1 protein-coding gene and 1 pseudogene are annotated in these 1608 nt (G+C 42.8%); one reads left to right on the top strand and one right to left on the bottom strand.

Annotated elements, in window-relative coordinates:
* Positions 1–317, bottom strand: a pseudogene (locus tag ACRC27_RS12605) (MFS transporter); the annotation flags it as partial.
* Positions 318–715: 398 nt separating this feature from the next.
* Here ACRC27_RS12605 and ACRC27_RS12600 point away from each other — a divergent pair.
* Positions 716–1608 (top strand): ABC transporter substrate-binding protein (locus ACRC27_RS12600; RefSeq protein WP_438640026.1); only part of this gene is annotated, 893 nt, incomplete at its 3' end.

The following is a 1608-nucleotide window of genomic DNA, read 5'->3' as shown; positions in this document are numbered from 1 at the left end:
GATAACAACAGGGAAAATGACATGAAACGCCCGATATTGGCGTAATCAGACAAAAATCCGTTTGAGAATTTACCGATCGCATAAGTCAGCAAGAAACCGGAACCAATTACACCGAGCTCATCAACGGTAACAATACCCGCATCCAGCATCGGTTTTTTCACCACGTTTAAGCTCATGCGTGTTACATAGAACATGGCATAGCCAAACACCAAGCCGAGAAAAACTTGCCATTGATATTTACGGTAGATCTTTTTGATTTGCTCGGATGATGCTTCGATCACCGGCTTATCAGCTCTGGTCTTAAAAAAATCAAACATTTCATTCATCCCATTGTAATGAAAGTAACTAATGGGCTTCATAACGTATTAATCATGATCATCTCGCCACTCCAGGATTGGCATAGCTGGCGAACTAACGAGATAGCGGTGTTCCAGAGAGCGGGTTATGAAGCTGGGAGCAAAGTAAAATGAATGAGAAAACGAGACAAAAGCAGCAATTTGAGTCGTGATTGACTCAAATACCATGTGTGGTGTGTCAGTTTTGGGAATAGCGATGCTGTGTTGTGTCAAATTTGCGTCGTATAATACAAACCAGCGTACCAATTTATCTCAACTTGTTTTTATCTTTACGTGTTTAATTTTTTATTCACTTACAAAACTTTGAAGTCATCCACAGAATGTACAGAGCAATAATTATAATTCGTCTGTTTGTTGGCATGCTATTTACGGCCATTTATCCAACGTCAGCCAACGCCAAAGAGCAATCACTGGCGATAATTACATCATTCTCAGAGGAAATTTCATCCGAACTGCTGGATGATTATCGACAGTATCGCCCTAGCGCAAATATCGATATTATTTATCGCAAAACGGAATCCGTTCTTCGTTTGTTAAATGATGGTCGGGTACAACCGGATGTTGTGCTCTCTTCATCACCCTTTTTGTTTAATGCATTACAAAAAAATAACGGAATGCTAGACAGCTCTCTATCTTTCATTCCGTTCGCCTATTCAGAAACCGTGTTTATCTATAATCAAGAATATCTCAAAAAGCTCAATATCACGCCGCCAGACACATGGCAGGCGCTAGCAAAACCGGAATTTCATAGCCATATCACCATGAGCTCGCCCTCACGCTCCGGCACAACGCACATTATGGTCGAAAGTATCTTACAACAATACGGCTGGGATGCGGGGTGGCAATTATTGTTAGAAATCGGCGGTAATTTACGCGGCGTGTCAGCGCGCAGTTTTGGCGTATCTGAAAGTGTATCCCGTGGCGTTGTCGGTGTTGGCCCCGTCATCGATAGCTACGCACTCAAGCAACAAGATAAACTCAAATACATCACTTATCGTCCGATCCGCAAAGGGCCGATCATTCCGGTTTATTATGGCGTCATCCACAATAGTGCGAATAAAGCAGCGACACACGATTTCTTAGCCTATTTGCAACAGCTTTCCACCGATGAAAGCCATGCGATGCGGGCGTTTAAAAAACACGCTATACAAACCAGTGAGCAATCACCCGAAAAACCCTACTCTGTCGATCAGACGTTGATGCTTAAGCGGAGCAATTTGGTCAAATTGCTGTTCGATAAAACGATCGTGGC

It is taken from the genome of Plesiomonas sp., assembly GCF_051650925.1.
In the GTDB taxonomy this organism is placed as follows: Bacteria; Pseudomonadota; Gammaproteobacteria; order Enterobacterales; family CAMTGL01; genus Plesiomonas.
This window is presented reverse-complemented; position numbering and strand designations above follow the sequence as displayed.